Annotated in this window: 8 protein-coding genes; all 8 read right to left on the reverse strand. The window is 29.0% G+C overall.

Features of this window, described 5'->3' with window-relative positions; translation table 11 throughout:
• Positions 1-47: 47 nt before the first annotated feature.
• Positions 48-467, reverse strand: a complete 420-nt coding sequence (pelG, locus tag AC30RD_RS04930) for an exopolysaccharide Pel transporter PelG (RefSeq protein WP_489493196.1) — start codon at positions 465-467, stop codon at positions 48-50.
• Positions 467-1,951 (reverse strand): GT4 family glycosyltransferase PelF, encoded by a 1,485-nt coding sequence (gene pelF, locus AC30RD_RS04935; RefSeq protein ID WP_489493197.1) that lies wholly within the window; start codon positions 1,949-1,951, stop codon positions 467-469. The genes pelG and pelF overlap by 1 nt, the downstream gene beginning before the upstream one ends.
• Positions 1,948-2,949 (reverse strand): tetratricopeptide repeat protein, encoded by a 1,002-nt coding sequence (locus tag AC30RD_RS04940; protein ID WP_489493198.1) that lies wholly within the window; start codon positions 2,947-2,949, stop codon positions 1,948-1,950. Before AC30RD_RS04940 ends, pelF begins: the two co-directional genes overlap by 4 nt.
• Entirely contained in the window at positions 2,946-4,202 is a 1,257-nt protein-coding gene (locus AC30RD_RS04945; protein ID WP_489493199.1) for a PelD GGDEF domain-containing protein, read from the reverse strand. Before AC30RD_RS04945 ends, AC30RD_RS04940 begins: the two co-directional genes overlap by 4 nt.
• A 16-nt stretch (positions 4,203-4,218) precedes the next feature.
• On the reverse strand, positions 4,219-4,722 hold the full coding sequence (locus AC30RD_RS04950; RefSeq protein ID WP_489493200.1) for a hypothetical protein: 504 nt from the start codon (positions 4,720-4,722) through the stop codon (positions 4,219-4,221).
• 149 nt (positions 4,723-4,871) lie between these two features.
• Positions 4,872-5,507, reverse strand: a complete 636-nt coding sequence (locus tag AC30RD_RS04955) for a ThiF family adenylyltransferase (protein WP_489493201.1) — start codon at positions 5,505-5,507, stop codon at positions 4,872-4,874.
• Positions 5,508-5,518: 11 nt separating this feature from the next.
• On the reverse strand, positions 5,519-6,310 hold the full coding sequence (gene surE / locus AC30RD_RS04960) for a 5'/3'-nucleotidase SurE (protein WP_489493202.1): 792 nt from the start codon (positions 6,308-6,310) through the stop codon (positions 5,519-5,521).
• A 49-nt stretch (positions 6,311-6,359) separates the two neighbouring features.
• The coding region (locus AC30RD_RS04965; protein WP_489493203.1) for an AEC family transporter at positions 6,360-7,065 on the reverse strand (706 nt) is incomplete at its 5' end.

A 7,065-nucleotide genomic window follows, 5' to 3' on the forward strand; every position in this document is an offset into this window, starting at 1 on the left:
AATATAGAGGTAAAAAAAGATAAAAATTTAGAATTAGATCCATACTTTTATGAAAAGAGCAAAGAGTATATTACATTTGTATCTTTAATAAAAAATAATGAAAAAGGGAAAACAATCAAAAATCCAATAACCATATTAAATAAAATCGCTCCCATTAGGTTTGGTAAGATTTGGCAATATTCTTTTTCAAATATCAAATCGGCAATATATCTTGTAAATGATAATTGAAAAAAACCTGTAAAAATTAGACTTAACGCGATTAGATAGGTTACGGTTACTTGAAACTGAGCAATAATCTCTGGCTGTTTAATATATATTTTGGCTATATACCCTGAAATTAAAATACTTATAATAGAAATTAACCACGGTCCTGAGCTTATTGCCGCTGAATAACTGTAAGCTTTGAAAATGGAAAAAAGTCTTTTTTTATTTAAAATTTTTTCAAGTTCAAAACCAATACCAGCCATTATATAGATACCTCTTGATAAATTTTTTTATAATTTTGTAAAAATTGATTTAGTGTGTAATATTTTTCGACTCTTTTTATAGCAGATTTTTTTGCATCTTCCCATAATTTAGAATCTGTCAAAAATTTTATGTATGCGTTTGCAAGTTCGGAGGGATTTGCAATTGGAACAACTTCTCCCGCTTTTCCTATCATTTTATCGTTTTTGTCAATACCTCCATAGATTAGCTGTCTGCAAGAACCCACATCTGTAGTAACCGCTGGGATTCCAGCGGCAAAACCTTCTATTATAACTAGAGGCATACCTTCACTAATTGAACTTAGAGTTAATATTTTTGTTTTTGGTAATATCTCATCAATTTTTTTAAAACCTAAAAACTTTATATTTTTTTCCAAACTTAACGCTTCTACCAAAAATTTACACTCATTTGCGTAATTTTCATCTTCATCCATTGGTCCAACTATCCAGCCTTCGCAATCATTTATGGTATTAACTACTATCCTTATAGCTTTTATAAAAGTTTTTATATCTTTGATAGGGACTACTCTTCCTATTAAAGATATAATATTTTTATCTTTTTTTTCGACTCTAACTTTTTTTAGTTTTTCTACATCTACGCCGTTTGGAATAACTTTGGTTTTTTTAGGATCTGCTCCATAATCTATCTGTATTTCTCTAGCCCTATCAAATAGCGATATTATCGGGTTTGCAGCTTCATATGATACTTTTCCAAGCCCTTCAAAAAATTTTATCCACATATTTTTTATATGGCTAATTGAGCCGATCTCTTTTTGAAAAATAGTTCTCGTATCGATTAGCCAATCTGCGTTTAGCATATCTATTTTTCTTTCTCTTGTATAAATACCATGCTCAGTTAAAATGAAAGGTTTTTTATAATTAAAGCTCAATAAAGAACCCAAAAAGCCTGCATATCCGGTTGATGGAGAGTGAATAATATCAAATGGTTCTATATCTTTAGCAATTTGCGCAATCTTCCAAATTGGCGCATGCATATTTCTTACTGTCCAAAAATAGTCTATAAAAGCGCTTTGTGGCGCAAATTTCATATATTTATTTTTAATATATTCCCATGATTCAAAACTATATAAAAACTCTTTTTGTGTTATTTTTTGTGTATAAAAATCAAGTCTTTTAAAATTTTCAGGGAAAATATTTTCATCTTTTTTATTAAACCACAAATGCAATTTTTCTACATCGTTGAAAAAATTTTTTTTAGATTTTATAGGGCTTGGTTTTGGTCTTTCGTTTTTATCAAAAAGATAATGGGTATATATATTTTTTAAATTTTTTGGTAATTCATAAGAGATATCGTCATAATCACTTTTTTTGCTGCCGATAAAAAGAACCGAAAAATCAAAATCTTCCAACCCCGATATTAGTTGATGTATCCAAGTAGAAACCCCACCTTTTATATATGGATATGTTCCTTCGGCAATTATTAAAATCTCTTTTTTTCTATTCATAAATTTTCTCTCCATAATGAAACAATCGGAAAAAGATAAGGATCTAATTTAAGATAGGGATTTTTATTGAAAATATCTTTTACTTTTTTAAACTCTTTTTTGTAAAAGTAGATCTCGGCAATATATGGAAGAGTTTTATATTCTTGGGTATTTAATTTTTTAGCTTTTATAAAGAATTTGTAAGCTTTATCAAAATCTTTTTTTCTTAAATAGAGTTTTCCCAAAGTAATATAAAGATAAGGATCATCATCTATAAACTCTAAAGCCTCTTTTGCATGATATTCTATTTGAGAAAATATATATTTTTGATATTCATAATCAGCAAGTCCTATATAAACATATTCCCAGTAAAGTTTTGATAGCTCTTTGTGGATATTTGCTATTTTATGTAAGCTTTTGCTTTTTTGCAATAATGTTAATTGATCATGAATTTTTTTATTAATATTTTTTTCCATCTTGTTTATTACGCTAAAGGATAAAAGTCTTATCTCATCATCTGGATCTTTAAGCCCGTGTTTTATCAATTCAAAACTTTTTGGCAAATTTAGTTGGGTCAAATATAAAAATGCTTTTAATCTCAAATTATTCGGTAGATCTGTTTGAGTCGCAAATATTTTTAAAGAGCTTTCTCCATAATTTCTTTTATTTATAACAATTTTTTCATTCAATATTTCGTTAATATCGGCTTTTTGTATAGGGATTTTAACGATCTCTTTTCTTTTTTTAAATAAAATAATATATATTAAAAAACCTACAAAGGATAAAACCGGTATAATAAAGCTAATAAAAAAAATAAGTAAATATGAAGCAATTTTTGAATCTTTATATTTTTTAGGCAAAATTATCCAAACCGCATATGAGATTAGTAGAGATGATAATAGATGAAAACTTAAAAAAAATATCATCTGCTCTATAGCTTTTTCATAAAAAAGTGCAGATATTGCGCTAGTTTCTAAGATAATAGAGAGTGATAAAGCTTTATATTCTGTTGCTATCATGATTGTGCTATTTTTTTTAGATTTTTTTCAAAATCTTTTGTTATAGAGAAAATCTCTGTTTTTATCTGATTTTTTAATTCGTTAAAGTCGTTATTTAAAAAATAGTTTATTCTATTTGAAAACTCTTCCGCTCCGATTTCGGATGTTAACGGAAGCAATACAACAACTTTGCATATGCTATTTTCGCAATAATCTATTAAAATATCTATTCCCCTTAATGAAGATTCTATTTTTTTTATAAAACGCTCAGAATAGAGATCTTTAGGGAAGGAGAAAATCACAAAAGAGCTCTCTTTTTTGAAATTTTTAAAAATTTCTGTTAGTTTATATATTTCTTTTATAAAAAACTCTTCAATGTTTGGAAATCTTTTTTTATAATCTAAAAATTCTAAAATATTTTGATAAGAGTTGATAAAATATGAGATAAATAAAGATATAGTAAGCATATTATCTTTATTTAGATTTAAAAAGGAGATATCTTCTATAATAAACAATCCAACTATTTCATTTTTATTATCAAAAGCGGGAAGCACGGCCTTATAGTTGCTTTCTAAAAAGTTAGAAACGGTTAGATATTTTATTGTTTTATCTTCAAGTACAGATTCTACTAAAGGATCATTAGGTTTGATTTTTATCTCTTTTTTGCCAATATTTGAAATTTTTATAAATTCTTTCTCCTTTATTAAAAAAAAAGCTCCAGATTCTATACCGCAAACCCTTGATAATAGTTTTGAAAATTCTCTAATCGCTAACTCTTTATTTTCTGATATTAATTTTTTGATCTCTTTTAATGTGGCTCTTATACTCATCGGTTTTAATATATAATGTTTTTCAAGCTGATCATGGGAAGTTTTTAATACAAATAAGTTTTTTGCATTTTCTTCAAGTTTTTCTCGCAAAAAGTTGTTTGTCTCCTCAGCCTCTTTCAATTTTCTATACCAAAAGAAGTGAAACTCGCTTAATATAAAGGCAAGTAATAGATAAAAAGAAAATGTCTCATAATAAAAGCTAGGATAAAAAAAGTATATTGTTAAAGCCATTAGAGTCAAACCTATTGCAGCAGCCGCAAAACCGTAAAAAAGAGTGATTATAGTTAAAACAAAAATAAAAAAGGAGAAATTGGAATTTAGCAAAAGAGGATCTTGAGGGAAAAAATACCATCCAATAAAAATAGAAATTATAACTAAAATAGATGTTTCAACATAAGCGGAAAAACTCTCTTTTAAAAAAAATCTCTCTTTTATTTGACTCATAAAATATCTTTTAAAATTATAAATTATCTGCTAACATATCTGATATCATTTCATCTATGATCTCTTGAGAAATGGTGCTTAAAGATTCATAGCTCCATCCGGTTTTTGAAGCTACACCTCTCCAAATATATTTTTTATTTTTAACATCATATAATTTTAATGTAACACTAACGGCAGGTTCGCCATCTATCCCGGTTTTATATCTATATTCGTTTACGTAGCCTGTTAAAAGATAGTCGCAATCGTGACTTTTTTTAATAATTTGATTTATCTCCTCAAAAGTGTAATCTTTTTCATCATAATTTAATAGGCTGCCTTTAATATCTATATTTTTAGATTTGAGAACACCTTCGCTTATACCGGCAACTCTATAGCCGGCCATTGGCGTTTGTGTAAAATTTGCAAATGGAATGACTTTAAATGTCTTGTTTTTTGATACATTGGAAGGTTGAATATTGTATATATTAGCGCATCCGGTAAATATAAATGCTAACAATATAAGTTTTATAATATATCTCATGATTTTTCCTTGGATTTGTAATATTTTAGTAATAATACTTAAAAAAAATAAAAAAATATTAAATTAGCAAATAAAATTTTAAATAGTTTCTAAATTAAGATCGAGCTTATATAAGAAAAGAAATAGAATTTATTATAATTAAGTAAATTTCACGAAGTAATTAATTTTTTTATCCCTTCACTACAAAGAGCTAGTCCAAAAGCTCCGGTAACCCCTACAAAGCTACCTTTATCTTTACAAATTGGGCTCTCAGGGGAAAAGATGGCTAAAAAGTCTCCATTAAATCCGGATTTTTTAAGTTCATATCTAATTTTTTTGGCAAAAGGATCGCCGTAGGTTTTCCAGATGGAATCTACTTTTATTTTCGTAGGATCACACTTTCTAGCGCTACCGGTAGAGGATATTAATTTGTTTGATACTTTTTTTGCAAGAGCGATTTTGGCTTTAATATCATCTATTGCGTCTAAAACAATATCATATTTTGAAAAATCAAAATCTTCTATCCAATTTTGATCGACTTTTGCCTCTATAGCTTTTATGGAAGGGTAGAGTCTTTTTAAAACTTCAACCTTTTTTTCTCCTACAAATTCGCTGCCTATTTGTCTGTTTTGATTTGTTATATCGTATCTATCAAAATCTACGATGGTAATATCGCTAACACCGCTTCTATAAAGACAATCTAAGCAAAAACTTCCAACCCCTCCAACTCCTAAAAGCAAGACTTTTGCTTTTTTTATCTTTTCAAAATCATCTCCAAAAAGCGCTCTGCATCTATCGTATCTCACTTTTTTTCCTCTTAAATTTTTAGCCAAGATTTGAGTTTTTCCATCTCTTCATAAGCCGTCAAATCGGCTTTTATAGGAGTTATAGAGACATATCCATCTTTTATAGCTTCAAAATCGCAATCTCTTTTTTCCCCTCTTTTCCACTCAAGAGGATGAAGACCTAACCACCAATACTCTAATCCTCTTGGATTTCTGTGAAGATGAGCGTCGTTTGCGTATAGCCTATATCCGGCTCTTGTGATTTTATATCCTTTTAAATCTTTAGGTTTTAAAGGTGGAACGTTTACGTTTAAAAATTTTCTATCGCTTAGGGGATTTTTTTCGTTTAATATTTTTAGAGCAAGTTTTCTTGCTACCTGTTTTGCCAAATCGTAGCCTATTTCAATTTCCGTTTTCTCGCAGTTTGAGTTGCAAACTTGGCTGATGGCAAAGGAAGGAACTCCGTAAAGTGCCGCTTCCATAGCAGCGCTCGCGGTTCCAGAATATGTGATATCCTCTCCCATATTGGCTCCTCTGTTTATTCCGCTGATTACTAAGTCGGGTTTAACGCCTTCTGGATACAAAGCGTTTAGTGCGAGATATACGCAGTCAGTTGGAGTTCCGTCATCAAGTTTATAAAAATTATCCTCTATCTCTATAAATCTTAAAGGTCTTGTTAAAGTAAGACTGTGGCCGCAAGCGCTTTTTTCCGTTGTTGGAGCCACTATTAAAACCTCTCCCAAATCTTTTACAGCTTCTATTAGCGCTTTAAGACCTGGCGATTCAAAGCCGTCATCGTTTGTTAGTAAGATTCTCTTTTTCAAAAAACTCCTTTAGGATTTTGAAATTTTCATGCAATTATATCAAAGAATTTCAGTTTTTTATAAGGTTTTGGATAATGGGAATATAAGCGAAAATTAGTATCAAAAAAAGAGCCGAAGTTGTAAAAACCGCCGCGGTAACATCTTTTGGTTTGCACTCATATAGTGCCGATAGATTAACGTTGGTTACGGCAAGGGGCATTACTATCTCCATAAAGAGTATCCCTTTTGATAACGGCTCAATAGGCAAAATTTTTATAATAAAATATGCAAATAAAGGAAGTATTATAAATTTTACGAGATTTATATATTTTAAAAGCTTAATATTTAACTCTCTTAATTTTACCGAATAAAGATATATTCCAAAGATCATAAGTTGTAAAACTATACTTGCGTATGCTCCCATCTGCAAAGTTCTATCTAAAGAGGGGTGAAGAGGAATATTTAAAAGATTAAATAAAATTGCTAGTAGTGCAAACCATAAAATAGGAAGTTTTAATATATTTAAAAGAGAGGTTTTAATATCAAAATTCCCTCTTGAATAAAAATATACTCCAAAAGTATAAACCAAAAAGACGTTTGCCAAATTTATAATAGTGGTATAGGCAATTGACTCTTCCCCAAAAATAGCAATACCCAAAGGAATGCCAAGATTTCCTGTATTTGATATTATTGAGGCGATTATAAAAATGGATCTATCTTTATTATCTTTAAAAAGTTTTTTTGAAGCGACTAAATTTAAAAAAATCATAAAAAGC

It is taken from the genome of Nitrosophilus sp., assembly GCF_982775275.1.